Origin of the sequence: Streptomyces sp. NBC_01016, assembly GCF_026341035.1 — a bacterium.
GTDB lineage: Bacteria > Actinomycetota > Actinomycetes > Streptomycetales > Streptomycetaceae > Streptomyces.
Genome location: NZ_JAPEOQ010000001.1, coordinates 686,809 through 710,502, shown reverse-complemented (window position 1 = coordinate 710,502; position 23,694 = coordinate 686,809). Strand labels below are relative to the sequence as shown.

Sequence of the window (23,694 nt, the reverse complement as noted above, 5' to 3'; positions counted from 1 at the left end):
ATCCGGGGCCGTGCCCGAGCGCGGCCCCGGAACGACGGTGCCCTCCGGATCACTTCGCGTCCGCGTAGCACTCCACCACTGCCACCGTGAACGGGAAGCGCACCGGGGTTTCGCCGAAGGCGATTCGGCCGGCCAGGTCGGCTGCTTCGCGGATTGCCTCGCTGACCCGGTCCGTCTCTTCCGCGGGGCAGTGCACGATCACCTCGTCGTGTTGGAAGAAGACCAACTCGGCTGCCATGTCCGTGAGTTCGCGGCGCAGTGCGGCGAGGACGAGCAGGGTCCAGTCGGCGGCGCTGCCCTGTACGACGAAGTTGCGGGTGAAGCGGCCGCGGGCGCGGGAGTTCGACGAGGCGTAGCCGTACGTCAATCCACCTGCCTCTGAAGGCTGTTCGGGATCGTCCTGGGGGATGCCGGCCTCGTCCGGGTCGGCGGAGCCCACGGCGGGTGGGCAGGTGCGGCCCAGCCATGTGCGCACGAGACGGCCTTCCTCGCCCGCGCGCGCTGCCTCGTCGACGTAGGCGACGGCCTGCGGGAAGCGTCGTCGCAGCAGGGCCAGGTTCTTCAGGCCGTCGCCCGAGGTCTGCCCGTATATGGCACCGAGCACGGCCAGCTTGGCCTGGCCCCGGTCACCGGCGAACGCCCGGTCGGAGACCGCCTGGTAGAGGTCGGCGGCCTGGCCCGAGACCTCCATGAACGCCGGGTCGCGGGAGATCGCGGCCAGGACGCGGGGTTCCATCTGGTCGGCGTCGGCCACGACGAGCCGCCAGCCGGGGTCGGCGATCACCGCGCGGCGGATGACTTTGGGGATCTGAAGGGCCCCTCCGCCGTTCGTCGTCCAGCGGCCGGAGACGGTGCCGCCCGGCAGGTACTCGGGTCTGAAGCGGCCCTCGCGCACCCAGTCCTGGAGCCAGGACCAGCCGTGTGCCGTATAGATCCGGTACAGCTTCTTGTACTCGATCAGGGGCGGTACGGCCGGGTGGTCGATGCCCTCGATCTCCCAGCGGCGCGTCGAGGTGAGTTTGATGCCGGCGTGGGCGAAGGCCTTGATCACGTCGGCGGGGAGGTCGGGGCGCACCGGTCTGCCGAACGCCGCCGACACCTCGTCCGCCAGCTCGGCCAGGCGGCGTGGCTCGCCGCCGCCTCCGTAGCGTTCGCCGAGGAGTTCCTGAAGTACGGACCTGTGGACGTCCGCGCGCCATGGCAGGCCCGACGCGTGCATCTCGGCCGCCACCAGCATGCCCGCCGACTCGGACGCGGTCAGCAGCCGCATTCGGCCCGGCTGGGCGGTGGCCTCGTGGCGGCGCTGCTGCTCCGCGTATACGTCGACGAGGTCGGTCAGCGGGACGTCGACGGGTGGGCGGGGCTCGAAGAGGGAGGACTGGGAGCCGGGGGCGGCGACGCGGGGCGGGGGGTCGGGTGGGACCGGGGCGCCCTTGAGGCGGGCCAGGGCTGCCGCGGCGGAACGGGGGTCGCCGTGCCGGCCCTCGTGGGCGATCAGGAGGTTCTCGGCGGCCTCGATGTCGTAGCAGCGTTCGACGCGGACGCCGGCGGCGAGCAGGTGGGGGTATACGGCGTGGGTGTCGCGCCAGACCCAGCGGGTGACCTCCGGTCGGGTGCGGACGGCCTCGGCGAGGTCCGGCTCCCGGACGACGGGTCCTGCGGGCAGCCCGTCCGGGCCCAGCGGGGCGAGGTCCGCTCCGCCGTGCTCGGTGGGGGCGAGAGCCCATCGTTCGGTCACGTAGCCGAGTGTCACATTCGGCACTGACAACGTGTGCCCTGCGACGGCGTTGCGGTCGCGGGGCTCTGCCCCGGACCCCGCTGCTCAAACGCCGCAGGGGCTGAAACGGCTAGCTGTCGCCGCCCTCGTCGATCAGGCGGCGGACCTCGCGGTCGATCAGGCCCAGGCGGGCCTCCGCCACCAAGGGGACCGCCCTGCGCTGGCGGCGTGCCTCGTGGACGTCGATGTCGACCGTCACGAGGCCCGGCTCCCACTGCGGCGCCTGCGCCACGGCCGTGCCGCGCGGGCTGATGACCCGGGAGCCGCCCCAGAAGGACGCCCCGTTCTCGTTGCCGACGCGGTTCACGAAGACGACCCAGCACTGGAGCATCTTCGCCGTGTAGGAGAGGAGGGTGTCCCAGTAGAGGGTGGTGTCCATGGCCTCGGGGTCGAGCGTCGCCGCGCTGTTCGCGGGGACGAACAGGACCTCCGCGCCGTCCTGCACCGCCAGCCACGGAAGCACCGGCTGCCACGCGTCGTTGCAGACCAGCGTCGCGGCCCTGCCGTGGTCGCCGGGCAGGTCGTACGCGCGGGAGTGCTGGCCGGGGCTGACGTGCTTGCGCTCCTCCCAGGCCAGGTAGTTCGGGAGGTACAGCTTGCGGTGGGCGTGCAGCAGGGCGCCGCCCGAGTAGTACGCGGAGGTGTTGTACGCGCGCAGGCTGGTGTGTTCGTGCAGGCCCACCATGACGTCGGGGCCGTCCGGCGTCGTGAGGCCGAGCAGACGCGGGTCGTTCGTGGCGATCGACGTGTCGGACTTCAGGCCGCCCAGGTGATAGCCGTGCAGGCTCAGTTCGGGAAAGACGACCAGGTCCGCTCCCTGGTCCCCGGCCTGCGAGATCTGCTCGCGGGCCGTGTCCAGGTTGGCGTCCACATCGCCGAGTTCGCAGTCGGTCTGCGCCAGTGCCACTCTCATGCCCCCGAGCCTCGCATGTCACGGTGGCCCCTGGCATCTCGGTGGCCCCTGCCATCTCGGTGGGTCCGCAACCGTTTGGGTGGGAAGGACCGTCCTCGTACCCGTACCGGTCAAAAAAGATCATCGTTGCGCAGAAGGGACCACCCTCCACCGTGTCCACCACCCGCCGCGCCATCCTCACCACCGCGAGCGCCCTCGGCGTCACCGCGCTCGCCGGTTCCGCCACCGCCCGAGCGGCCACCGGCACCGCCCACGCCGAGTCGGCCGACGGCCGCTTCACCGCCCTCGAGCGCCGGCACGGCGCCCGCCTCGGCGTGTTCGCGCACGACATCCGCACGGGGCGCACCGTCCGGCACCGCTCCGACGAACGCTTCCCGATGTGCTCCACGTTCAAGACGATCGCCGTCGCCGCCGTGCTGCGCGACCTCGACAAGGACGGGAAGTTCCTGGCCCGCCGCATCCACTACACGCAGGCCGACATCGACCGCGCGGACGGCGCCCCGGAAACCGGCAAGGCGGAGAACCTCGCGAACGGCATGACCGTCTCCGAGCTGTGCGGCGCCGCGATCTCGTACAGCGACAACACCGCCGCCAACCTCCTCATGGAGCACCTCGGCGGCCCCACCGCCGTCACCCGCTTCTGCCGCTCGACCGGCGACCGCACGACCCGCCTCGACCGCTGGGAGCCCGAGCTGAACTCGGCCGAACCGGGCCGCGTCACCGACACCACCACGCCCCGCGCGATCGGTACGACGTACGCGCACCTCGTCCTCGGCGGCGCCCTCGCCCCCGCCGACCGCGACCGGCTGACGCGGTGGCTGCTCGCCAACACCACCAGCGCCGAACGCTTCCGCAAGGCCCTGCCCGCGGACTGGGTGCTCGGCGACAAGACCGGCACCGGCTCGTACGGCACCGCCAACGACGTCGGCATCGCCTGGACGCCGGACGGGGCGCCGGTGGTGCTGTCCGTCCTGTCGACCAAGCCGGACAAGGACGCCGAGGGCGACAGCCCGCTCGTGGCGCGCGCCGCCGAGCTGATCGTGGAGTCGCTCGGCTCCTGAGTCCCTCGCCACCTGAGCCGCTCACCTCCTGAGCCGCCTCGCAGGGGCACCGCGCAGGGCTGAGATCATGGGCGTATGAGCGGTACGAGCAGTGACAGCACGGTCGAGCGGGCCTTCGCCGCCGCCCTCCACGACGGCGGCGATCTCGACACCGGCGCGTCACTGCTCGCCGCCGACCCCTCCTCCGACGCCGAACTCGCGCTGCGGGGGCGGGAGTTCGTGCGGCGGGCGTGGGAGCGCGGCTGGCAGCCGGCCGACGTGCTGCGGATGGTCGTACGGGAGGAGGGCCTTGACGCGGCCCACGAACGGCTTGCGGCCCGCCTGATCCGCACCGAGACCGAGCGGTACGAGAATCTGCCGCCGCGCTGGGCCGCCCAGCTCGCCGAGCTGCCCGCGGAGGAGCCCGCGCGCACGGACCGGTTCTCGGGCGCCACCGTCGCCCTGGAGCTGTACCGGCTGCTTGCGCGGCTGCCCGCCATCGAGCCGGTCGGTCCGGTGCCGGGTGAGTCGATCACCGTCCCCGTGGCGGGCGAGCCGCGCGCCCTGGCGAAGATCCGCGCGCTGCTCGCCAAGGCGGAGCGGACCGGGTACCCGCCGGAGGCGGAGGCGCTGTCGGCGAAGGCGCAGGAGCTGATGGCCCGGCACTCGGTCGACGAGGCGCTGCTCGCCTCCCGTACGCACGCGAAGGACGCGCCCACCGCCTGTCGGATCGGCGTCGACGCCCCCTACGAGACGGTGAAGGCGGTCCTCCTCGACGCGGTGGCGGGCGCCAATCGCTGTCGCGCGGTCTGGAACTCCGCGTTCGGGTTCTCGACCGTGGTCGGCTTCGAGCCGGACCTGGAGGTCGTCGAGGTCCTCCATACGTCGTTGCTCGTGCAGGCCACCGCCGCGATGACACGCGCCGAGGCCGAGCAGCGGGCGGGCGGCCGCAAGCGTACGAAGACCTTCCGGCAGTCGTTCCTCGCCGCGTACGCGCACCGGATCGGGGACCGGCTCGCCGCCGTCGCCGAGCGGGTGACGGGTGAGGTGGGTGAGGCGGGCGAGGTGCTGCCGGTGCTCGCCGCGCGGGACGTCGCGGTCACGGGGCGGGCCGAGGAGATGTTCCCCGAGACCGTGACGACGCGGATGAGGGGCGTCACCGACGGGGCCGGCTGGGAGGAGGGCGTCGCCGCGGCGCAGCGGGCCCGCCTCGAAGGGTGAGCTGTCAGGCTGCCGCGCGCTCGACGCGGTCCAGCAGCCGGTGGTGCCGGACGGCGTGCGCGAAGTCGGGGACGACGGACGTGCCGTCGGCCAGATCGCGGCGGAGCTGGGCGTAGGCGGCGCCGACGTTGTACGCGGGGGTGCCGCGCAGCTCCGCGAGCTCGGGCTCGAAGTACCGCTCCGGGACGGTGAGTTCGGACAGTTCGGTGTCGGAGCCGCGCGCCCCGCTGATCGTGTACTCGCCCATCTGCAGATGCCCGTGGTCGCCGGTCACGACCAGGTCGCCCTCGGTGCCGTTGATCTCCCAGAGGAAGTCGGTGCCGCGCGACGTGCCGTCCCGGTAGTGCACGGAGGCCACCGCGCCGGAGGCGAGCACCCCGCCGAGCACCACCTGGTCGGGGACGTCGGGCCGGTGGATGTCGCCCGTGCGCGGGTCCTTGAGCTCCCGGCGGCGGGTGGCGGTGACGGCGCCGACCCGCGCGGTGTCGTCGAAGTCCCCGAGGACCGAGATCAGCCCGTCCAGCGTGTGGCCGAACGGGATGGTCAGCATGTTCGCCCCGGTGGACCGGTCCAGGAGATACGCGCTGCCCTCCGGCATCTCCGCTCCCCAGCCGCGCCCGGACGCCACGATGCTGGTGGACAGCACCTCGCCCACGTAGCCGTCCGCGATCAGGTCGCGCAGGTGGCGTACGAGCGGGGCGGAGCGCGCCTGGAGGCCGGTGAAGGTGCGCAGGCCGCGCTCCGCGGCGAGCGCGGCGAGCCCCTCGGCCTCGGCGAGATCGACGCCCAGCGGCCACTCGGAGAGCACCGCCTTCCCCGCGGCGAGGGCGGACTCGATGATCTCCCGGTGGTCCGGCACCTTGACGGTGACCACGACGAGGTCGACCTCGTCGGACGCGGCCAGCTCGGCGGCGGTGCCGAAGGAGTGGGCGATGCCGTACTTCTCGGCGGCCGCCTTCGCGGAGTCGGCGCTGCTCGCGGAGAGTGCGCGCACTTCAAAGCCCTTGAGTCGGCGCAGGGCGGGCAGGTGGGCGGTGGCGGCCCAGCCGCGCTTGGCGGAGAGGCCGACGATGCCCACGCGGACGGGAGACTGCTGGGTCGAGGAAAGGGACATGGCGGGGCTCCTCCGCAAGGCAACGGGGCGACGAGGCACTAGAGTGTTTGATGATCTACGAACGCTCGGAGTGTACGCACGACATCGAACACTCGGCAAGGGTGTCCGGGGAGTCGTGATCATTCATCCGGAAACAGGGAGGACGGCATGGCGGCGGTGCGGGCAGCGGCGGAAGGTACGGCGGGCGGCCATCGGGCGGCGCCGGTGCATGTCGAACCGGCGGACGTCTCCCTGGAGGCGGCGCTCGTCGCGCTCGCCGACCCGGTGCGCCGCATGCTCGTGCGCGGGCTGGCCGGGGCCGCCGACTGGGAGCACACCTGCGGCACCTTCGATGTGCCGGTCACGAAGGCGACGCTGAGCCGGCACTTCTCCGTGCTCCGTGAGGCGGGCCTGCTCGAGCAGCGGGACGCCGGGCCCAGGCGCCTCAACCGGCTGCGCCGCGCCGAGTTCGACGCCCGTTTTCCCGGCCTCCTGGACCTGGTGCTCCGCGAAGGGGAGTAGAAGGGGAGCAGGAGGGGCGTAGGCCTCGCCGTCCGGAACGGCTGATGCCCGTATTCTGGCGAAATGAGCTGGTTCCGGGCGTTGAAGGTGACCACGCGCTCGGGCCTGACCGTGGAGCGCAAGCGCCTCGAACCGTTGATCGCGCTGCGGGGCGCCGCGGGGCTCGCGATCGTGCTCGCGGTGAGTCTTACGTTGTTCGGTCCCGCGGTGGCGGCCGGTTCCGCCTTCGGCGCGTACCAGGCGGCGATCGCCACGTTCCAGCGCAGCTGGCGGCCGCGGCCCGAACTGGCGCTCGCCTCCGGCGCGAGCCTCGGCATCTCGACGTTCCTGGGCTACCTCACCGGCTCCCACCTCTTCTTCTTCCTGCCACTGCTCGCGTTGTGGACGTATCTCGCCGGTCTCGCCTGGGCGGCGGGGCCGACCATCGGCATCATGGCCTCGTCGAACGTCGCGATGATGCTCGTGACCATCACCCTGCCGACGACGATCGCCGAGGCCGCGGGCCACGCGGCGATGATGGCCTTCGGCGGCCTGGTCCAGGCGACGCTGGTGATCCTCTTCCCCGTACGCAGATGGGGGGCGCACCGCGACGCGCTCGCCGACGCGCTTGCGGCGGAGGCCGATTACGCGCGGCGGTTGCGGCACGATGCGGTCGCCGCGTTCGACCCGGAGCCGCTGATGCTGGCGCGGAACGCGGCCGCGCTCACGCCCCGGCAGGCCCGGACCCGGCCCGCGCAGCTGCACGGTGCGCGGGGGCTCGCCGAGCGGATCCGGCCGGTGCTGGCCTCGTTGGCGGATCCGGCGGTCGGGGTGCCGGAGGAGGGGGTGGAGCGGGACCGGGTGCGGGAGTTGCTTGCCGCGGCGGGGGCGATTCTGGATGCTGCGGCGAGGGCGATTCGGCACGGGTCGCCGGTGAAGATTCCGCCGGGGGCGATTGCGACGTTCCGGTCCCCGGATACCGGGGCGATTCTGTCGGGGCCGCCGCAGCGGGCCGCGAGTCGCCTCGGGTCCCTTCTGAAGGACGTGCTGGAGACGGCGGGTGGGGTGCGGCCGACCGGTGCGGAGGATCCTGAGCCGCCATCGCCGACGGGGCCCAAAGATCGGGGCTCCGCCCCGGACCCCGCTGCTCAATCGCCGCAGGGGCTTGAAAGTGGTCATCCGCCGCAGGGTGGTGAGAATGCCCAGCCGCTGAAGGGGCTTGAAAGTGCGCAGGGGCTCGACGCGCCCGCACGGCCCTTGCGGCGGCCCAGCATCTTTCAGCTGCTCCCCGTCGCCGCGCGGGCGATCCGGCGGGAGGCGCGGCCCGGGTCGCCGATTTTGCGGCATGCGAATCGCGTGGCCGCGGTCGCCGTCGCCGGGTATCTCATCGGCGACGTCCTCCCGTTCGGGCACGGCTACTGGGCGCCGATGTCGGCCGTGATGGTCATGCGCCCCGACTTCTCGCAGACGTACTCACGGGCGGTGGCCCGGTTCGGCGGCACGCTCGTCGGCGTCACCGCGGCGACCGCGATCCTGCAACTGGCGCACCCCGGCACGTATCTCTCCGCCGTGCTCGCCGTGGTGTGCGCGGGGCTCATGTACCTGCTGATGCGCACGGGGCAGCTCGCCGCCCAGGGCTGCGTCGCCATGTACGTGGTGTTCCTGCTCGGCATGGGTGGGCAGGAGTGGAGCCAGACGGTCCCGGAGCGTGTCGTCCTCACGCTCGTCGGCGGCGTCCTCGCGATGCTGTCGTACGCTCTGTACCCGGCCTGGGAGACCCCGCGCCTGCGCACCCGGCTCGCCGACTGGCTGGAGGCGCTCGGCGAGTACGCCGCCGCGGTCGTCGCCCACTACGCGAGCCCGGCGGGCAAGAGCTGCCCGGACGTGCGCGAGGCCCTGCTGAAGGCCCGTGACGCGCACATCGCCTGGGAGCAGGCCGCGGCCCGCGCCAAGACCGAACCTGTACGCCACCGCGGGCTGTCCAACGCCGCCGCCGACGAGGCCGCGCACGCCCTGCACCACATCGGCCGCGTCGTGATGCTGATGGAGGCGCACCTGCCGGAGCGCGGCGCGACCCCCGTGCCCGCCGCGGACGCGCTCGCCGACGCGCTGCGCACCGCGACCCGCGACGGCGCCCAGGCCATCCGCGAGCGCCGGATCCCGCGCTGGACGCCGGTCCGCGAGGCCCTCGACGCCTGGGACGGCGAGGGCGTCCCCGACCGGGTGGTGCGCCGCGGGGCGGCGCTGTTCCTCGAGACGCTGGAGGAGCTCTCCGACGCGCTCGACACCGACGTACCGCCGATGACCCGGGAGTCGACCGAGCAGAGGTGACTCTGAGGCACCTCAGAAGTGCCTCAGAGGTGCCTCAGTTCGTCGGGAGGCCGCTGGGCAGGGAGGTCGGCAACTCGCCGTCCTTCGACTTCTTGAACGTGTCGTTCTGGCCCGCGTCCCACGAGACCCGCATCGTGCTGCCGTCGTTGGACTCGACCGTGCCCTTCGTACGGTCGGTGTTCCCGTCCGCGCACCTGAGCGTGAGCGTCGGCTTGCCGGAACCCGCCAGGGTCCCGGTGCACAGGTGCCCGTCGGCGGTGGTCAGCGCGGCCTGCTTCGCGCCGACGACGAGGACGACGGGCTTGCCGCCCGTGGTCGCCTTCCAGATGCCCTCGGCGTCCTTCACGGAACTGTTCCCGGACCCGGACCCGGACGAAGACCCTTCGTCGGGCGCCGACGGACTCCCCTTCGAGGCCGAGGACGAGGCCGAGCCCTTGTCCTGGGCCTTGCCGTCGTCGTCACCCCCACCGCTGCACCCGCCCAGCGCGAGCGCCGCCACCACGGCGGCAGCGCCCACCCCGAACCGCACGGTCCTGCTGCGCACAACGTCTCCCAACCTCAGTACGTCCTCAGAACGGGAACTGCGAGCGCCCCCGCTGTACCGATATCCACTTCTGCGTGGTGAACGCCTCCAGCGTCGCCTCGCCGTTGAGCCGCCCGATCCCCGACTGCTTCTGCCCGCCGAAGGCGACGAGCGGCTCGTCGTGCACGGTCCCGTCGTTCACATGGAACATGCCGGTGTCGATCCGCTGGGCGAAGTCCACCCCGCGCTCCACGTCGGCCGTGTGCACGGCGCCGCTCAGCCCGTACGGGGTGTCGTTCACGATCCGCACCGCCTCCTCGTCCCCGTCGAACGGGATGAGCAGGGCGACAGGACCGAAGATCTCCTGCCGCAGGACGGGGGAGTCGGCGGGCAGCCCGGTGAGTACGACCGGTTCGACCATGTTCCCGTCCACACCGCCGCGTACGAGAGCGCTGGCGCCCTCCGCGACCGCGGTGGCGACCACGCTCGAAATCGCTTCTGCCTGCGTGGAGTTGATGACGGGGCCGATGACGGTGTCGGGGTCGCGCGGGTCGCCCGCCTTGAGGGAGGAGACCTTCGCCACGAACTTCTCCGTGAACTCCTTCTCCACCTTGCGGTCCACGAGGATCCGGTTCGCCGCCATGCAGACCTGGCCCTGGTGGACGTACCGGCTGAAGACCGCGGCGTCCACCGCGTAGTCGATGTCGGCGTCGTCGAGCACGGTCAGCGCGCTGTTGCCGCCGAGTTCGAGGATCGACTGCTTGAACTGCGCGGCGCAGACCGTCGCGACATGCCTGCCGACCTGGTCGGAGCCGGTGAAGGAGATGACCTTGGGCACGGGGTGGGTCAGGAACGCGTCGCCGATCTCGGCGATGTCGGTGATCACGACGTTGAGCAGGCCGGCCGGCAGGCCCGCGTCCTCGAAGAGCTTCGCGATCAGCGAACCGCCGGTGATCGGGGTGTTCTGATGCGGCTTGAGGACCACGCCGTTGCCGAGCGCGAGCGCGGGCGCGACGGACTTGAGCGACAGCAGGAAGGGGAAGTTGAACGGCGAGATGACCCCGACGACCCCGACCGGCACCCGGTAGAGCCGGTTCTCCTTGCCGTCCACGGGCGAGGGGATCACGCTGCACTGCGGGCGCAGCGCCAGCTGGACCGACTCGCGCAGGAACTCCTTGGCGAGATGCAGCTCGAAGCCGGCCTTGACCCGCGTACCACCGAGCTCGTCGATGATCGCCTCGGTGATCTCCTCCTCGCGGTCCTCCAGGAGGCGCAGCGTGCGCTCGAAGACGGCGCGGCGCGCGTACGCGTTGGTGTCCGCCCAGTCCTTCTGGACCCGCTCGGCCGCGCGGTACGCCTCGTCGACCTCTTCGACGGAGGCGACGGTGATGGAGGCGAGCTTGTCCCCGTTATAGGGATTGAAGTCGATGATGTCCCACGCCCCGCGTCCGGGACGCCACGAGCCGTCGATGTACTGCCGGTCCAGTTCCGTGAAGTAGGACATGTAATCCCTTGCTGCAGCGCCGGGCACCTGATGTGACGTCATCGTACGGTCCGGTAACCGCAGTTACGGAGGGGAATTCCTCAACTCGCAGGCCACTCATGCCAATTCGGACAGCGCGTCACGCAGTAGTCGCGCACTGTCCTCGGGCGAGGGGCACTGGTCCGAGAGTTCCGTCATCGCCTTCTCGTACTGCGCCACGTCCTCGCGCTTGTCCAAATACAGGGCGCTGGTGAGCTGTTCGAGGAAGACGACGTCCGAGAGGTCGGACTCCGGGAACGTGAGAATCGTGAACGTGCCGGACTCGCCGGGGTGCCAGCCGTGGCTGAACGGCATGATCTGCAGGGTCAGATGGGGGAGCGAGGTCAGCTCGATGAGGTGCTCCAGCTGTCCGCGCATCACCTCGCGGCCGCCCTGTACGCGCCGCACCGTGGCCTCGTCGAGCACGATGTGCACCTCCGGGGACCGCTCGTCGACCAGCAGCTTCTGCCGTTCGATGCGCAGGGCGACCCGCCGCTCGATGTCCTCGCGCGCGGCCCCCTTCATGCCCTGCTCGACGACCGCGTGGGCGTAGCCCTCGGTCTGCAGCAGGCCGTGCACGAACTGGGCCTCGTAGCCGCGGATCTGGGTCGCCGCGCCTTCGAGCCCGAGGTACGTCGGGAACCAGCCGGGCAGCACGTCGCTGTAACTGTGCCACCAGCCCGCGACGTTGGCCTCCTTCGCGAGCGAGAGCAGCGCAGAGCGCTCCGCCTCGTCATCCACTCCGTACAGCGTCAGCAGGTCGGCGACATCGCGCGTCTTGAAGCTCACCCGTCCCAACTCCATGCGGCTGATCTTCGATTCGGAGGCACGAATCGAGTAGCCGGCGGCCTCGCGGGTGATCCCGTGCGATTCCCGCAGGCGCCTCAGCTGTGAGCCCAGCAGGATGCGTCGCACCACCGAGCCTCCACCAGAGTTCAGCGCCTGGGGCGACCCCCATGCCTCCCCAGCGGTCACGTCTCTTCATCCTCCCCATTGGTCCACGGCCGAAGTGTGCCATTAAAACGCTCCCGTCTGTACTCGTTCGGTTACAGAAACGGAAAGATCACGAACTACATGCGCAAGAAGTCGTAGGAAGAAATGCACGAGAAGCGGTACGGGGTCGCTCAAGTCGGGCGCGTGCACGTGCATCTGCCCTTGCATCCGCTGTACGCATTCGGAACGATGGCGCCACCACCGCTCGCTGCGTACTGCGAAAATGGGGAGTGCCTCGCATGGGGACGGACGGATCGACCATGCTCGAGCCTTTAAGGCAGGGGTTGCCCCCGGTCGACCCCTCGGCGGTCTCCAGCACCGCGTCCTGCGCTCTGCCCGCCCGCTATGAAGCGGTGCGCTGCGCAAGGGAGTTCAGTCGCAGGACGCTCGCCGACTGGGAAGCGTTGGAGCGCTTCGACGATATTTGCCTCGTCGTCTCCGAACTGGTCACCAATTCCCTGCGGCACGGCCTCCCGGCGGACACCCCGCACTCCCAGGATCCGCCCGTACGGCTCCACTTGATGCATTGGTCTTCGCGCGTAGTGTGCGCGGTCCGTGATCCCAGTAACGACAGTCCGGTCGCCCAAGAGGTGGACATCGACGCCGACTTCTCGGCGGAGTCGGGGCGCGGACTGTTCCTCGTCGACTCCTTCGCCGACAGTTGGGGCTGGCACCCCTTGGCCGGAGCGCTGAGCGGAAAAGTCGTCTGGGCGCTCTTCAGGTTGTGAGAAGGGTCATTGACGTCGCGTCAGGCCCCGGCCGTCAGATGGTCGAATTCCCCGTCCTTCACGCCGAGGAGCATCGCCTCTATCTCCGCGGGCGTATAGACGAGCGCGGGCCCCTCCGGAAAGTTCGAGTTGCGCACGGCGATCCTTCCGCCGGGCAACTTCGCGAACTCCACGCAGGAACCCTGCGAGTTGCTGTGCCTGCTCTTCTGCCAGACCACTCCGTGCAACTCCGTGGCCGCCATGCCGTTGTACACGTGGTGCACGGTTCGCTCCCCGGTGGTGCTGTCAGTGCTGTAACAGTGAATGATTCTGCGGTGATTGTGAAAGCCGGGACAGCGGTGATCAACTGCCCCAACTGTCCAGGATCATAGCTGCGTTCAAATGCCCTTGCATGGGCAGATGCACGTGCACGCGCGGTGTTCTCGCAGTTACAGCTCGGAAAGCGCCTGCCCCAGTGCCCGCATTACATGCGAACGCCAACCACCGTCCATGATCTTTCGAGCCATCGCCTGGGCCGGGTCGTCCGGATCGAATCCTTCATGAACCAAGAAAAGGCGCGTCCCACGGCCTTCGGAGTACAGCGTCCAAGTGATCGTCCAGTCCGCGGAATTGGCCGAATCTCGATCCGTCCAGCGCATGCGCAGCATCCGCTCGTCCTCGTAGGCGAGAACCTCGGCCTCGACGGTGCCGGAGAAATTGGTGTTGGGCCGCGGCACCGCCGTCATCGCGTATCGGTGCCCGACCGCGAGCCGGAACTTCTCACCGCCCGGCATCATCCAGCGCCGGATCAGTTCGGGCTCGGTCAGTGCCCGCCACACCTTCGCGGGCGGATGGGGAAAGAACTGGTCGACCGTGATGGTGGTGGGATCGGGCGTCGGGTCGGGCTCACTGATGCTCATGAGGCGTCATCGTCGGGCATGGCGTCCAGTACGTCGCTGAGGTCACTCAGCTTCTTCCGCCAGAACCGCTCGTAGGGATGCAGCCAGTCCTGCACGTCGGCGAGCGGTGCGGCCTCCAGGCGGTAGATCCGCTGCCGGCCCGAGCGCTCCTCGGAGACGAGTCCCGCGTCGCGCAGCACCTTCAGATGCTCGGAGAGGCTGGGCCGGGCCATGTCGAAGCGGTTCGCCACGGCCCCGGCCGGCTGCGGCCCTTGCTCCCGCAGCAGGCGCAGGATCTCGCGCCGGGTGCCGCTGGCGAGCGCGGCGAAGATCCGGTCGGGGTCCTGGCCGGTGGTGGTGCGCGCGCTCGCGGGTGGCATGGCGGTCAGAAGCTTCCTGTCTCGTTCTCGGTGATCAGCATCAGGCTGTTGCCGTCCGGGTCGGTGAAGCCTGCCATCCGGCCCCACGGCAGCTGCTCGGGTCCGCCGACCTCGACGCCCGCGGCCCTGAGGCGGTCGCAGTCGGCGTCGACATCGGTCGTGACGAACATGATCCCCCGCGCCGATCCGGGCGTGAAATCGCCCATGCCGGGTCCGGCCAGCGTGAAAACGGTCTGGGCCCCGGCGGGCGCCACCTGCAGCCAGCGGCCCGGCGGCATCTCGCGGTCGACGACGACCTCGAAGCCGAGCACGTCGACGTAGAAGTGCAGCGCGCGGTCCTGGTCGGTGACGGGGAGGGTGAGGAAGGAGGCGTGGGTGATGTTCATGCGGCCGACGATACGTAGGGGTTTCCCTACGCGTCAAACGTAGGGAAAGTCCTACGCGTGCGCGGGGGCGCTTGACCGGGGATGGGTCGCCGTGCCCCGACGTCTACGCTGGACCGCATGTCAGCGATCCGCCTGCTGGTTCTCGGGGCCGTACGTCAGCACGGCCGCGCGCACGGCTATCAAGTGCGCAACGACCTGGAGTACTGGGGCGCCCACGAGTGGTCGAACGCCAAGCCCGGCTCGATCTACCACGCGCTCAAGCAGATGGCGAAGCAAGGGCTGCTGCGCGCCCACGAGGTCGCGCCCTCCACGGTCGGCGGCCCGCCGCGCACCGAGTACGAGCTCACGGATCAGGGGCAGGAGGAGTACCTCGCCCTGGTCCGCGCGTCCCTGACCTCGTACGACCAGCGGCCCGACATCCTCACCGCTGCGCTCGGCTGCATGGTGGACCTGCCGCGCGAGGAGGTCGTGGGGCTGCTCAAGGAGCGGGTGCGGCACATGGAGGAGTGGCGGCGCTCCGTCACGGAGTACTACACGCCCGAGGAGGGCCCCGAACAACTGGGCCACATCGGCGAGATCATGAACCACTGGGTCTTCTCCGCCGACACCGGCGCGCAGTGGACCAAGGGCCTGATCGCCCGCATCGAGGGCGGCTCCTACACCTTCGCGGGCGAGGGTGAACCCTTCGTCGGCGTGCTCGCGGAGGGGCAGGAGAACCCGTTCGCGGCGGGGGAGCACCCCGGGGAGCGCGGCCGCTAATCAAGTTTGACGAATGAGGGTTCCTCGGTTACCTTCGCCCATCTAGTCAAATTTGAATACGGTGGATGTGGCAACGGAGGGAGCTGGATGACGGACGCGATCGTCGCCGAGGGAGTGCGGAAGCGGTACGGGGAGAAGGCGGCACTCGACGGCCTCGACCTGGCGGTGGGCCGGGGCACCGTGCACGGCCTCCTCGGGCCGAACGGGGCGGGCAAGACCACCGCCGTACGCGTCATGACGACGCTGCTGAGGGCCGACGAGGGCCGCGTCGAGGTGGCGGGCCACGATGTGCGGCGCAGCCCGGACGCGGTCCGGCACCGCATCGGCCTGCTCGGCCAGCACGCGGCGCTCGACGAGGAGTTGAGCGGCCGGCAGAACCTGGAGATGTTCGGCCGGCTGCACCACCTGGGCGCCCGGCGCGCGGGCGTGCGGGCCGGCGAACTCCTGGCCCGCTTCGGCCTCGGGGACACCGGCCGCAAGGCGGTCAAGGCGTACAGCGGCGGCATGCGGCGCCGCCTCGACCTCGCCGCGTCGCTCATCACGGACCCGGAGGTCCTCTTCCTCGACGAGCCGACGACGGGCCTCGACCCGCGCGGCCGCGCCGAGGTGTGGCACGCGGTGCGCTCGCTGGTCGGCGGTGGCACGACGGTGCTGCTGACCACGCAGTACCTGGAGGAGGCGGACCAGCTGGCCGACCGGGTCTCGGTGGTCGACCGGGGCCGGGTCGTGGCGGACGGCAGCCCGGACGAACTGAAGGCGAAGCTGGGCGGCGACCGGATCGACGTCGTGGTCCGGGACGCGGCGCAGCTGCCGCTCGTCGCCCCGATGCTGCCCGCGGGCGCCACGGTCGACGCCGACCGTCGCCTGGTGAGCGCTCCGGTGACCGACCGGATGGCCGCGCTCACCGACGTCGTACGAGCCCTTCAGGAGGCCGGTGTCGAGGCGGAGGACGTGGCGCTGCGCCGCCCCACGCTCGACGAGGTGTTCCTGCACCTGACGGAGGTCCCCGCATGAGTACACCGGCGGTCCTGGCGGTCACGGACTCCTGGACGATGACCCGGCGCGAACTCGCCCACTGGGCACGGCAGCCGGTGCAGGTCGTGGTCGGCCTGGTCTTCCCCGTGATGCTGCTCGTGATGTTCGGCTACCTGATCGGGGGCGGCAAGGGCGTCGAGGGGGATTACGTCGACTTCCTCGTGCCCGGCATGCTCGCGCTGACCATGGCGTTCGGCCTGGAGACGACCATGCTGGCGGTCACCCAGGACCTCAACAAGGGGGTGATCGACCGGTTCCGGTCCATGCCGATGACCAACGGGGCGGTCCTCGTGGGCCGTTCGGCGGCGGACATGCTCCAGTCGGCGGCGTCGATCGTGGTCATGGCCGCCGTCGGCCTCGCCATCGGCTGGCGTGTGCACGGCTCGTTCGGCGCGGTGCTCGGGGCCTTCGGGCTGCTGCTCCTGCTGCGCTTCGCGATGCTGTGGATGGGGATCTACCTGGCCATGGTGGCGGGGAGGCCGGAGCTGGTGCAGGCCGTGCAGATCCTGGTGTGGCCGGTCGGGTTCCTCTCCAACGCCTTTACGGTGCCGTCCACCATGCCGGACTGGCTGGGCGCGGTGGTCGAGTGGAACCCGATGTCGGCCACGGCCTCCTCGGTCCGCCACCTCTTCGGCAACCCGGGAGGCGCGGACGAGGTGCTGCTCGCGGTGGCGTGGCCGGTGGGGCTCGTGGCGGTCTTCTTTCCGCTGGCGGTACGGAGGTTCGCGAGGTTGAGCCACTGAGCTCAGTGGTGGAACCCGGTGGCCGCACCCTTGTCCGGAACGGAGGGGTGCGGCTGCTTGCGCAGCTCCGGGAGGAGCTGGCCGAGGTCCTCCACCAGGAGTTCCGCCAGGTCCGACGAGAACCCGTTGCGGCACACCACCCGCAGCACCGCGAGATCCTCCCGGTGCGCCGGGAAGGTGTACGCCGGCACCAGCCACCCCCGCTCCCGAAGGCGCCGCGACACGTCGAACACGTCGTACGCCTTCACGTCCGACGTCGTCGTGAACGCGAACACCGGCAACTCGTCGCCCCTGGTGATGAGTTGGAAGTCGCCGAGCGCCTCGATCCGGTCGGCGAGTCCGCGCGCCACCTGTCGCGTCGCCTGCTGAACGGCCCGGAATCCCTCCCTGCCGAGACGCAGGAACGTGTAGTACTGGGCGACCACTTGGGCTCCCGGCCGCGAGAAGTTGAGCGCGAAGGTCGGCATGTCGCCGCCCAAGTAGTTGACCCGGAAGACGAGTTCCTCCGGAAGCGCCTCCGCGTCGCGCCACAGCGCCCACCCGACTCCCGGGTAGACGAGCCCGTACTTGTGCCCCGACGTGTTGATCGACGCCACCCGCGGCAGCCGGAAGTCCCACACCAGATCCGGGTCCAGGAACGGCGCGACCATCGCGCCCGAGGCTCCGTCCACATGCACGGGGATGTCGAGGCCCGTCTTCGCCTGCAACTCGTCGAGCGCCGCGCACAGCTCGGCGATCGGCTCGTACGAGCCGTCGAAGGTGGAGCCGAGGATGCCGACGACGCCGATCGTGTTCTCGTCGCACAGCTCCGCGGCGGCGGCCGGATCGAGATGGAACCGGTCGCCCTCCATCGGCACCTGCCGCGCCTCCACCTCCCAGAACGTGCAGAACTTCTCCCAGCACACCTGCACGTTCACGCCCATGACGAGATTGGGGCGGGCCTCGCGCGAGGGGTAGCGGTCGGCGTTCCTCCGCGCCCAGCGCCGCTTGAGCGCCATCCCGGCCAGCATGCACGCCTCGCTCGACCCGGTGGTCGAACACCCCACGGTGGCGGACGGGTCGGGCGCGTTCCACAGATCGGCGAGCATGGCGACGCAGCGTCGCTCCAGCTCCGCCGTCCGCGGGTACTCGTCCTTGTCGATCATGTTCTTGTCCCGGCACTCGTCCATGAGGATGCCCGCCTGGGGCTCCATCCACGTGGTGACGAAGGTGGCGAGGTTGAGACGCGCGTTCCCGTCCAGCATCAGCTCGTCACGGACGAGTTGATACGCGGTCATGGGCGCGAGCGGACCGTTCGGCATCCGGTGCTTGGGCGGGGCGTCCGTCATCCCTGCCGTCGGATTCGCCTCACCGTAGAAGGGGTTGACGGCGATGGGGCGCTCGTCGGGTTTGCCGTAGCGGTCGGCCGGGCTCTGATGCAGGGGTGACATGAGGGCAACTCCTTTTCGAGCAACGGAAGTTGTACGGTTTTCAACGCCTTCGGCGGATCGCTGAAACGCTTTCAGCGGATCGCCGACCCGTCCTCCGACAGTTGCATCTGGGGGCGTCCCGTCACCAGTAGCCAAGCGGGCAAAGATGCGATGCACATGAGGGCGATGATCGCGGGGGACGCGACCAGGACGGCCGCCGTGAACAGGCTGACCCAGCCCGACCGGGTGACCGCGAGCAGCACTCCGAGCACACCGGCCGCGATACCGACCGACGGGTCCACGCCCGGCACGAGGGCGTGCGCGAACAGGCCGAAGGCCGCGCCCACGAAGACGGCGGGGAAGATCCGTCCGCCTCGGAACCCGCACGTGGCGGCGATGAGCAGCGCCGCCAGCTTCACCACGGTCATCAGGGCGAACTCCCCGGCCGACCGGCCGTCCGGCGACGCGGCGATCTCCTTGACCTCCGCGAGCCCCTTGAACAGCGTCAGTTCGCCGCCGAGTGCCCCGAGCAGGCCGAGCACGAGCCCGCCCAGCGGAAGCATCAGCATCGGGTGGCCGAGGCGGCCGAAGGCGCGGTGCACGTAGGGGAAGGCGTAGACGGCGGTCATCGCGAACACCGCGGCCGCGCACGCGACGACGATCGAGGACAGGAGGTCGCCCCAGTCGGGATCGCTCAGGGGCGGCAGGCCCAGGTCGAAGGAGGGCGAGGCGATCAGGGAGGTGGTCATGGAGCCCGCGGCCGCCGCGAGCAGCGGACCGAACATGTTGTCCCACAGCGAGCCCTTCATCGGCATCGCCTTCCCGGCCAGCGTCTCCGAGACGAGCAGCGCGGCCGCGATCGGCGTACCGAACAGGGCGCCGATGGTCCCCGCCGTCGCGAGGCTCACCCACATCGTGGCCTGCGAGTTCGGCACCAGCTTCTTGCCGAGCCAGAACGCGAGCCCCACGTTCACCGCGATGATCGGGTTCTCCGGGCCCAGGCTCGGCCCGCCGGCCAGCATCAGCGCCGCGGCGAGCGCGAGCCCCGGCAGCACGTACGGCGGCAGCGGTGCCTCGCCGCCGAGCCCCATCGTCGCGGGGTCGGGGCCCGCGTGACCCGGCACCTTCCAGACCACGAGCCCGACGAGGACGCCCGTGACGGTGAGCATCACGATGATCCACAACGAGGAGTAGCCGCCGATGCCGAGCGCGTCGGGCAGCTTCTCCCACACCAGATCGGCCAGTTTCTCCGCGATCCAGTCGAGCGCCAGGAACAGCACGCTGCAGCCGACGCCCACCACCAGCGCGGGCAGGACGAACGGCAGCAGGGCGCGAGCGGACACGGCGGGCGGGGGCGGCGGTTCGATCTCGGTATGCGTGCTCACGGCGCCACCTTAGGCGGACATAAACGGCATAACACCCCGAAAGCTCGCCGAAGCAATGGACTTGCACCTCACGTCACGTGAGGCCCCAAGCTGAATCACGTACGAGAAAGGAGGTACGGCGGATGAGCCACTCCGTGGGTCAGGTCGCCCGCTTCGCCGGAATCACGGTGCGCACCCTGCACCACTACGACGAGATCGGCCTGCTCGCCCCGAGCGAGCGCAGCGCGGCGGGACACCGCCGGTACGGCGATGCCGACCTCGACCGGCTCCAGCAGATCCTCTTCTACCGGGAGCTCGGCTTCCCGCTCGACGAGATCCAGGCCCTGCTGGACGACCCGGAATCCGACCCGCGCGCACACCTGCGGCGCCAGCACGACCTGCTGACCGCCCGCATCGAGAAGCTCCAGAAGATGGCAGAGGCCGTCGAACATGCCATGGAGGCACAGAAGATGGGCATCCAGCTCACACCCGAAGAGCGCTTCGAGGTCTTCGGGGACAAGGACCCCGAGGAGTACTCCGAGGAGACCGAGCAGCGCTGGGGCGGCACGGCGGCGTACGCCGAGTCGCAGCGGCGGGCCGCGACGTACTCCAAGGAGGACTGGCTGCGCATGAAGGCCGAGAACGACGACTGGCTCGCGCGCTACGCGGCCCTCGTCGCGGCCGGCGAACCGGCGGACGGCGAGCGCGCCATGGATCTGGCCGAGGAGCACCGCGACCAGATCTCGCGCTGGTTCTACGACTGCCCGCACGAGATGCACGCCTGTCTCGGCGCCATGTACGTGGCCGACGAGCGCTTCAAGGCGTACTACGACGCCGTCGGTGAGGGCGTCGCCGACCACCTGAGCGTCGCGATCCACGCGAACTCGCTACGGAACGGCTGAACCACAGGTATGCCACAGTTTCCGCACAGTGCATCCTGAGGGGGCCACTGGAACCTGGCAGGGACAATCGGCGTTGATAACTTTGCATCGCCATTGCCTTGCCCTGCCTTTGCCACCGAAGCCCCTCAGGAGTCCGGACCCGTGATGACGCTTGCTCTAGGACCAAGCTGGCTGGACCCGGACTATCTGCTGAACACGTTCGGCATCTGGGGCCTGCTGCTCATCGTGTTCGCCGAGTCGGGTCTGCTGATCGGCTTCTTCCTGCCGGGCGACTCGCTGCTGTTCACCACGGGTCTGCTGATCACCTCGAAGCAGCTGGACTTCCCGCTGTGGGGGGCGATCGGGCTGATCTGCCTCGCCGCGATCCTGGGCGACCAGGCGGGCTACATGTTCGGCAAGAAGGTCGGCCCGTCCCTCTTCAAGCGCGAGGACTCCCGGCTCTTCAAGCAGGAGAACGTCACCAAGGCGCACGAGTTCTTCGAGAAGCACGGGCCGAAGTCCCTGGTCCTGGCCCGCTTCGTGCCCATCGTCCGTACGTTCACGCCGATCATCGCGGGCGTCTCGGGCATGAAGTACCGCTCGTTCCTCACGTTCAACGTGATCGGCGGCGTGCTGTGGGGCGCGGGCGTGACGCTGCTCGGCTCCTGGCTCGGCAACATCGAGTTCGTGCACAAGAACATCGAGGCGATCCTGATCCTGATCGTCCTGGTCTCGGTGGTGCCGATCGCGATCGAGTTCCTGCGGGCCCGCGGCAAGTCGAAGAAGGAGGCCGCCCGGTCGGCGCAGGCCGGGGAGGCCGGACCCGCCGGAGAGGCCCCGCCCACGCCGCCGCGCCGCCGGCACGCGAAGCGCTAGACCCACAGACAGGGCACAGGCCCTAGAAGCCCCTCGTGCGCTTGGCCGCGCGCCGTCCCGCGGCGCCCGGCCCCTGCAGGAACAGGCGGGAGATCTCGCCACCGAGGTTCACGCCGATGGCGATGGCGAGGGCGAGCGCCGCCGCCTTGGACAGCGACAGCAGACCGTTGTTCACATCGCTGTGCGCGATCGCCAGCAGACCGAAGTACGTCGCCGAACCGGGCAGCAACGGGCCGATCGCGGCCGTGACGTACGGCAGCGCCGACGCGAACTGGTACCGCGAGAAGAGCTGCCCGAACAGGCCCACGAGCCCCGCCGCCGCGGCCGTCGCGGCCACCGGCGAGATCCCGCCCTGGTAGTGCAGCGCCCCGAAGATCGCGCCCGCGACCCCGCCGTTGAGCGTCACGGCGATCACGGTCGCCCGCTCCTGCTGCAACAGGACGGCGAACGCCAGCGACAGCGACATCGAGGCGACGATCTGCCAGACGGGCCGGTCGCCGGCCTGCAACGCCGCCTCCGGGTTGAGCGAGGCGTCCAGCTGCACGCCTACGTAGAGCATCAACAGGACACCGATGACGATGCCCACGAAGAAGTACATGACTTCCAGGAGGCGGGCGGCCGCCGTGATGTAGAAGCCGGTCAGACCGTCCTGCACACCGGCCACGAGCGCACGCCCGGGCAGCAGTGCGAACAGTCCACCGGTGATCACCGCGGACGACTGCACGTCCACGTAGCCGTGCGCCAGGGTCAGCAGGATGCCGATCGCGGCGGGCGGCATCGCGGCCACCGTGAACTGGTAGAACTCCGGGAACCCGCGCCCCGCGCAGAGCCACGCGAGCCGGTCGCCGAGCATCGCGCCGATCGCGGCGGCGATGAACACCAGCAGGTCACCGCCGACCAGGATCGAGGCGGACCCGGCAAGCAGCCCGCTCGCCCCGGTCAGCGCCCAGCCCGGGTAGGGGTGCCGGTTACGGCGGATCTCGGCCAGGCGCCGGTAGGCCTCCTCCAGGGAGACCTCGGTCTCCTCGTCGCTGATGTCGTCGACGAGCCGGTACACGGCCGCGAGGCGCGTGTAGTCGGTGCCGCGCCGGCGCACGGTGCGCGAGGCCGTCACGGGGTCGTCCACCAGGGACGGCTGGAAGCTGATCGAGAGGAGAGTGAACGTTACTGTCGGCTCGCAGCGGTCGAGCCCGTAGGACCGGCACACGGCGAACATCGCCGCCTCCACGTCCTCGGCGCCCTCACCACCGGCGAGCAGCAGCTCCCCGATACGCAGCGTCAGGTCGAGCACGCGCGGCACGGCGGGTCCGGAGTCCTCGTCGTGCTTCTGCACCAGCTCGGGGGCGGGCCGCTCGGCGACCGGCATCCGCAGCATGGTGCGCATCCGGTCCTGCCAGGGCGCCTCCTTGGTCAGCCTGACCATGGGAATGCCGTGCGGCGGAGTGAACGCGGGCGGCGCTTCGCGGGCGCTGTACGTCCGCGGCGGCGTGAACGCCGATCCCTCCGTGTCCACCGGCTCCGGCGCCTGCACGTTCAGCCCATTGGGCACCGCGAACTCCGAAGTGGTCGAAGACTCCTCTTCGACCACCGGGGGCGGCGTGATGATCCCGATCGGCTGCGTGAACGCGCTGCGTGCCTCGTCGGACTGCGGCTTGCGGTCCTCGGGGGCCTCGGACTCCCGCTCCGTCACCTCTGTCGTTCCTCGCCCTTCACATCGCTGCGTATCGCTGTACTGCACCTAAGCCTCAGTATGCGCACAGACACGCGAACGGGCCGCCCCAGGGGGGCGGCCCGGATGTGAACGCTGGGGGCTCAGTGGCCGCCGTTGTCCTGCGCACGCTTGTAGGAACGCTCGATCTCGGCCTCGGCCTCGGTACGGCCGACCCAGTCGGCGCCCTCGACGGACTTGCCGGGCTCCAGGTCCTTGTAGACCTCGAAGAAGTGCTGGATCTCCAGGCGGTCGAACTCCGAGACGTGCTGGATGTCGCGCAGGTGCTCCATCCGCGGGTCCGTCGCCGGGACGCACAGCAGCTTGTCGTCGCCGCCGGCCTCGTCCGTCATCCGGAACATGCCGATCGCGCGGCACTTGATGAGGCAGCCCGGGAACGTCGGCTCGTCCAGGATGACCAGGGCGTCCAGCGGGTCGCCGTCCTCGCCGAGGGTGTCCTCGACGTAGCCGTAGTCCGTCGGGTAGGCGGTCGACGTGAACAGACGACGGTCGAGGCGGATACGACCGGACTCGTGGTCGACCTCGTACTTGTTCCGCGATCCCTTCGGGATCTCGATCAGGACGTCGAACTCCACCGGTGGCTCCTCAATGATCAACACAAACGTCTGGTGG

At 70.3% G+C, this 23,694-nt stretch carries 23 protein-coding genes and 1 pseudogene; 10 read left to right on the top strand and 14 right to left on the bottom strand.

Going from position 1 to position 23,694, the window contains the following annotated elements; all coding sequences use genetic code 11:
* Nucleotides 1-49 precede the first annotated feature (49 nt).
* Nucleotides 50-1,738 (bottom strand): bifunctional 3'-5' exonuclease/DNA polymerase, encoded by a 1,689-nt coding sequence (locus OG746_RS03345; RefSeq protein WP_266711359.1) that lies wholly within the window; start codon nucleotides 1,736-1,738, stop codon nucleotides 50-52.
* Nucleotides 1,739-1,847: 109 nt separating this feature from the next.
* Nucleotides 1,848-2,690: a nitrilase-related carbon-nitrogen hydrolase gene (locus OG746_RS03340; RefSeq protein ID WP_266711358.1), complete on the bottom strand. Its 843-nt coding sequence runs from the start codon at nucleotides 2,688-2,690 to the stop codon at nucleotides 1,848-1,850.
* Between the two features lie 152 nt (nucleotides 2,691-2,842).
* Between OG746_RS03340 and bla the strand changes: the two genes are divergently transcribed.
* Complete coding sequence (gene bla / locus OG746_RS03335; protein ID WP_266711357.1) at nucleotides 2,843-3,751, top strand: class A beta-lactamase; 909 nt, start codon at nucleotides 2,843-2,845, stop codon at nucleotides 3,749-3,751.
* A gap of 75 nt (nucleotides 3,752-3,826) precedes the next feature.
* Nucleotides 3,827-4,951, top strand: coding sequence for a DUF2786 domain-containing protein (locus OG746_RS03330; protein ID WP_266711356.1), 1,125 nt, complete (start codon nucleotides 3,827-3,829; stop codon nucleotides 4,949-4,951).
* A gap of 4 nt (nucleotides 4,952-4,955) precedes the next feature.
* Here the strand turns inward: OG746_RS03330 and OG746_RS03325 are convergent, their stop codons facing one another.
* Nucleotides 4,956-6,065: a Gfo/Idh/MocA family protein gene (locus OG746_RS03325; protein WP_266711355.1), complete on the bottom strand. Its 1,110-nt coding sequence runs from the start codon at nucleotides 6,063-6,065 to the stop codon at nucleotides 4,956-4,958.
* Between the two features lie 147 nt (nucleotides 6,066-6,212).
* Here OG746_RS03325 and OG746_RS03320 point away from each other — a divergent pair, with 147 nt between their 5' ends.
* Entirely contained in the window at nucleotides 6,213-6,566 is a 354-nt protein-coding gene (locus OG746_RS03320; RefSeq protein WP_266711354.1) for an ArsR/SmtB family transcription factor, read from the top strand.
* A gap of 63 nt (nucleotides 6,567-6,629) precedes the next feature.
* Nucleotides 6,630-8,876 (top strand): FUSC family protein, encoded by a 2,247-nt coding sequence (locus OG746_RS03315; protein WP_266711353.1) that lies wholly within the window; start codon nucleotides 6,630-6,632, stop codon nucleotides 8,874-8,876.
* 34 nt (nucleotides 8,877-8,910) lie between these two features.
* Here the strand turns inward: OG746_RS03315 and OG746_RS03310 are convergent, their stop codons facing one another.
* From OG746_RS03310 to OG746_RS03300, 3 genes are all read right to left on the bottom strand, one after another.
* Nucleotides 8,911-9,420: a hypothetical protein gene (locus tag OG746_RS03310; protein ID WP_266711352.1), complete on the bottom strand. Its 510-nt coding sequence runs from the start codon at nucleotides 9,418-9,420 to the stop codon at nucleotides 8,911-8,913.
* A gap of 25 nt (nucleotides 9,421-9,445) precedes the next feature.
* Nucleotides 9,446-10,903 (bottom strand): aldehyde dehydrogenase family protein, encoded by a 1,458-nt coding sequence (locus OG746_RS03305; RefSeq protein ID WP_266711351.1) that lies wholly within the window; start codon nucleotides 10,901-10,903, stop codon nucleotides 9,446-9,448.
* A gap of 96 nt (nucleotides 10,904-10,999) precedes the next feature.
* A complete protein-coding gene (locus tag OG746_RS03300; RefSeq protein WP_524540368.1) occupies nucleotides 11,000-11,896 on the bottom strand; it encodes a Sco1979 family transcriptional regulator in 897 nt (298 codons plus the stop codon).
* Nucleotides 11,897-12,153: 257 nt separating this feature from the next.
* Here OG746_RS03300 and OG746_RS03295 point away from each other — a divergent pair, with 257 nt between their 5' ends.
* Nucleotides 12,154-12,642 (top strand): ATP-binding protein, encoded by a 489-nt coding sequence (locus OG746_RS03295; RefSeq protein ID WP_266711350.1) that lies wholly within the window; start codon nucleotides 12,154-12,156, stop codon nucleotides 12,640-12,642.
* A 20-nt stretch (nucleotides 12,643-12,662) separates the two neighbouring features.
* On the opposite strand, the gene OG746_RS03290 is transcribed toward OG746_RS03295, so the two are convergent.
* From OG746_RS03290 to OG746_RS03275, 4 genes are all read right to left on the bottom strand, one after another.
* Nucleotides 12,663-12,905, bottom strand: a complete 243-nt coding sequence (locus OG746_RS03290; protein ID WP_266711349.1) for a DUF397 domain-containing protein — start codon at nucleotides 12,903-12,905, stop codon at nucleotides 12,663-12,665.
* 165 nt (nucleotides 12,906-13,070) lie between these two features.
* Nucleotides 13,071-13,541, bottom strand: a complete 471-nt coding sequence (locus OG746_RS03285; protein WP_266711348.1) for an SRPBCC family protein — start codon at nucleotides 13,539-13,541, stop codon at nucleotides 13,071-13,073.
* Complete coding sequence (locus tag OG746_RS03280) at nucleotides 13,538-13,900, bottom strand: metalloregulator ArsR/SmtB family transcription factor (protein WP_266711347.1); 363 nt, start codon at nucleotides 13,898-13,900, stop codon at nucleotides 13,538-13,540. Before OG746_RS03280 ends, OG746_RS03285 begins: the two co-directional genes overlap by 4 nt.
* A 5-nt stretch (nucleotides 13,901-13,905) precedes the next feature.
* Nucleotides 13,906-14,286, bottom strand: a complete 381-nt coding sequence (locus OG746_RS03275; RefSeq protein WP_266711346.1) for a VOC family protein — start codon at nucleotides 14,284-14,286, stop codon at nucleotides 13,906-13,908.
* A gap of 117 nt (nucleotides 14,287-14,403) precedes the next feature.
* Here OG746_RS03275 and OG746_RS03270 point away from each other — a divergent pair, with 117 nt between their 5' ends.
* The 3 genes from OG746_RS03270 to OG746_RS03260 all read left to right on the top strand — a co-directional run bounded on the left by OG746_RS03270 (nucleotide 14,404) and on the right by OG746_RS03260 (nucleotide 16,823).
* Nucleotides 14,404-15,045, top strand: a complete 642-nt coding sequence (locus OG746_RS03270) for a PadR family transcriptional regulator (protein WP_266711345.1) — start codon at nucleotides 14,404-14,406, stop codon at nucleotides 15,043-15,045.
* Nucleotides 15,046-15,132: 87 nt separating this feature from the next.
* Nucleotides 15,133-16,059 (top strand): efflux ABC transporter ATPase subunit, DrrA-related, encoded by a 927-nt coding sequence (locus tag OG746_RS03265; protein WP_266711344.1) that lies wholly within the window; start codon nucleotides 15,133-15,135, stop codon nucleotides 16,057-16,059.
* Nucleotides 16,056-16,823 (top strand): ABC transporter permease, encoded by a 768-nt coding sequence (locus tag OG746_RS03260; protein ID WP_266711343.1) that lies wholly within the window; start codon nucleotides 16,056-16,058, stop codon nucleotides 16,821-16,823. Before OG746_RS03265 ends, OG746_RS03260 begins: the two co-directional genes overlap by 4 nt.
* Before the next feature lie 2 nt (nucleotides 16,824-16,825).
* Here the strand turns inward: OG746_RS03260 and gad are convergent, their stop codons facing one another.
* Both gad and OG746_RS03250 read right to left on the bottom strand, forming a co-directional pair.
* On the bottom strand, nucleotides 16,826-18,253 hold the full coding sequence (gene gad, locus OG746_RS03255; RefSeq protein ID WP_266711342.1) for a glutamate decarboxylase: 1,428 nt from the start codon (nucleotides 18,251-18,253) through the stop codon (nucleotides 16,826-16,828).
* Nucleotides 18,254-18,324: 71 nt separating this feature from the next.
* Nucleotides 18,325-19,617, bottom strand: a complete 1,293-nt coding sequence (locus OG746_RS03250) for an ion channel protein (protein WP_266711341.1) — start codon at nucleotides 19,615-19,617, stop codon at nucleotides 18,325-18,327.
* Nucleotides 19,618-19,739: 122 nt separating this feature from the next.
* Between OG746_RS03250 and OG746_RS03245 the strand changes: the two genes are divergently transcribed.
* Nucleotides 19,740-20,498, top strand: a complete 759-nt coding sequence (locus OG746_RS03245; protein ID WP_266711340.1) for a MerR family transcriptional regulator — start codon at nucleotides 19,740-19,742, stop codon at nucleotides 20,496-20,498.
* Nucleotides 20,499-20,639: 141 nt separating this feature from the next.
* A pseudogene (locus OG746_RS03240) lies at nucleotides 20,640-21,326 on the top strand (TVP38/TMEM64 family protein); the annotation flags it as partial.
* A 49-nt stretch (nucleotides 21,327-21,375) separates the two neighbouring features.
* On the opposite strand, the gene OG746_RS03235 reads toward OG746_RS03240, so the two are convergent.
* Complete coding sequence (locus tag OG746_RS03235; RefSeq protein ID WP_266711338.1) at nucleotides 21,376-23,043, bottom strand: threonine/serine exporter family protein; 1,668 nt, start codon at nucleotides 23,041-23,043, stop codon at nucleotides 21,376-21,378.
* 122 nt (nucleotides 23,044-23,165) lie between these two features.
* Entirely contained in the window at nucleotides 23,166-23,657 is a 492-nt protein-coding gene (locus tag OG746_RS03230) for an inorganic diphosphatase (protein WP_266711337.1), read from the bottom strand.
* Nucleotides 23,658-23,694: the final 37 nt, after the last annotated feature.

Excerpts from the sequence above, each read along its gene's own strand:
- gad (WP_266711342.1), bottom strand. The coding sequence starts at position 18,253 with ATGTCACCCCTGCATCAGAGCCCGGCCGACCGCTACGGCAAACCCGAC.
- OG746_RS03340 (WP_266711358.1), bottom strand. The coding sequence starts at position 2,690 with ATGAGAGTGGCACTGGCGCAGACCGACTGCGAACTCGGCGATGTGGAC.
- OG746_RS03245 (WP_266711340.1), top strand. The coding sequence starts at position 19,740 with ATGAGCCACTCCGTGGGTCAGGTCGCCCGCTTCGCCGGAATCACGGTG.
- OG746_RS03325 (WP_266711355.1), bottom strand. The coding sequence starts at position 6,065 with ATGTCCCTTTCCTCGACCCAGCAGTCTCCCGTCCGCGTGGGCATCGTC.
- OG746_RS03260 (WP_266711343.1), top strand. The coding sequence starts at position 16,056 with ATGAGTACACCGGCGGTCCTGGCGGTCACGGACTCCTGGACGATGACC.
- OG746_RS03330 (WP_266711356.1), top strand. The coding sequence starts at position 3,827 with ATGAGCGGTACGAGCAGTGACAGCACGGTCGAGCGGGCCTTCGCCGCC.
- OG746_RS03270 (WP_266711345.1), top strand. The coding sequence starts at position 14,404 with ATGTCAGCGATCCGCCTGCTGGTTCTCGGGGCCGTACGTCAGCACGGC.
- OG746_RS03275 (WP_266711346.1), bottom strand. The coding sequence starts at position 14,286 with ATGAACATCACCCACGCCTCCTTCCTCACCCTCCCCGTCACCGACCAG.
- OG746_RS03285 (WP_266711348.1), bottom strand. The coding sequence starts at position 13,541 with ATGAGCATCAGTGAGCCCGACCCGACGCCCGATCCCACCACCATCACG.
- OG746_RS03315 (WP_266711353.1), top strand. The coding sequence starts at position 6,630 with ATGAGCTGGTTCCGGGCGTTGAAGGTGACCACGCGCTCGGGCCTGACC.
- OG746_RS03280 (WP_266711347.1), bottom strand. The coding sequence starts at position 13,900 with ATGCCACCCGCGAGCGCGCGCACCACCACCGGCCAGGACCCCGACCGG.
- OG746_RS03265 (WP_266711344.1), top strand. The coding sequence starts at position 15,133 with ATGACGGACGCGATCGTCGCCGAGGGAGTGCGGAAGCGGTACGGGGAG.
- OG746_RS03320 (WP_266711354.1), top strand. The coding sequence starts at position 6,213 with ATGGCGGCGGTGCGGGCAGCGGCGGAAGGTACGGCGGGCGGCCATCGG.
- OG746_RS03305 (WP_266711351.1), bottom strand. The coding sequence starts at position 10,903 with ATGTCCTACTTCACGGAACTGGACCGGCAGTACATCGACGGCTCGTGG.
- OG746_RS03295 (WP_266711350.1), top strand. The coding sequence starts at position 12,154 with ATGGGGACGGACGGATCGACCATGCTCGAGCCTTTAAGGCAGGGGTTG.